Below are 1,378 nucleotides of genomic sequence, written 5' to 3'. Positions count from 1 at the left end.
GCCGGCGGCGTTGGTCAGCTCGGCGCTGCCGTCGGTGCACAGCAGGATCTGCGGGGCGCCGCCGTCCGCCGGGGCGGCGACGGTCACCGGGCCGTCGTCGAGGTCGTGGCGGTGGAGGCGGAAGTCGTCGACGGGTACGGCGTAGCGGCCGTCGGGGCCGGCCCGTAGCACCTCGGGGGCGCCCGGGGCGAACGAGACGATCTTCAGCAGCTCCGGCACGTCCACGTGCTTGGGGGTGAGGCCGCAGCGCAGCACGTTGTCGGAGTTGGCCATGATCTCGACGCCGACGCCGTCGAGGTAGGCGTGCGGGACGCCGGCGCCGAGGAAGAGCGCCTCGCCGGGCTGCAGTCTGACGACGTTGAGCAGAAAGGCGGCGATGACGCCGGGGTCGCCGGGCCAGGAGCGGGCGAGGGCGCCGTAGGCGGCGTAGTCGGCGGCGTACGGGGTGCCGGTGGTGCCCAGCTTCTCGGCCGCCCGGCCCGCGGCCTCGACGGTGGCTGCCAGCTCGTCGCGGTCGGCGCGCAGCACGCCGGCGAACACCTCGCGCAGCGCGTCCTCCTCGGGCTGCGCGCGCAGCGCGTCGGCGTACGGCTTGAGGCCGTCGACGCCGAGGCCGTCGAGGAGGTCGGCGGCGCCGGCGGCGGGGCGGAAGCCGCACAGGCCCTCGAAGAGGGTGAGGGCGCAGATCAGCTCGGGCTTGTGGTTGGCGTCCTTGTAGTTGCGGTCGGGGGCGTCGGCGGGGACGCCCCGCTCCTCCTCGTCGCGGTAGCCGGCGCGGGCCTGGGCGAGGTCGGGGTGGACCTGGAGGGACAGCGGGGCGGCGGCGGCCAGCACCTTGAGGAGATACGGCAGGCCGGGCCCGAAGCGCGCCACGGTCGCCGGGCCCAGCTCCCCCTCGGGGTCGCCGTCGATCACCTGGTCCAGGGGGACGGGGCCGGCGCCGCGGTCGAGGCGGGAGGGCGCGCCGGGGTGGGCGCCCATCCACAGCTCTGCCTGCGGCTCGTCGGTCGGGTCGGTGCCGAGCAGCTCGGGGATCGCGGTGGTGGAGCCCCAGGCGTACGGGCGGACGGTGTTGTTCAGGCGGTCCATACGGCCATCTTCGTACGGGTCAGGAGGAACCCGCAGCCAGGGCGAGGTAAACGGCGGTGAAGTCGGCGGTGGCGATCAGCTCGCCGGCGGCCTCCAGGGGCGCGCCGTCGGACGGTTCCAGCTCGCTGACGGGGGTGCCCTGGGCGGAGGCCAGCTCGCGGGCCGCGGGGGCGGCCTCCCCGGGGGTGCGGGCGGAGTCGGCGGACTCGTCGTGCAGCAGGACGATGCGGGCGCGGAGCGCGGCGGGCTCCTCGACGCGGTCGCGGAAGATGTCGTCGGGGTCGGCGCC

Annotated in this window: 2 protein-coding genes; both read right to left on the bottom strand. The window is 76.2% G+C overall.

The genetic code is table 11. The annotated features are described in order from the left end of the window. Window positions 1–1,089, bottom strand: a 1,089-nt coding sequence (gene manA / locus H5J30_RS33380) for a mannose-6-phosphate isomerase, class I (protein WP_181791476.1), incomplete at its 3' end; no start/stop codon positions are given. Window positions 1,090–1,108: 19 nt separating this feature from the next. Further along, on the bottom strand, window positions 1,109–1,378 hold a 270-nt coding region (locus tag H5J30_RS33375), incomplete at its 5' end, for an SIS domain-containing protein (protein WP_309505711.1).

The sequence above is a fragment of the Streptomyces phytophilus genome, from assembly GCF_013870535.1.
In the GTDB taxonomy this organism is placed as follows: domain Bacteria; phylum Actinomycetota; class Actinomycetes; order Streptomycetales; family Streptomycetaceae; genus Streptomyces; species Streptomyces phytophilus.
The sequence above is the reverse complement of the archived record's forward strand: the minus strand, read 5'-3'. Positions and strand labels throughout refer to the sequence as shown.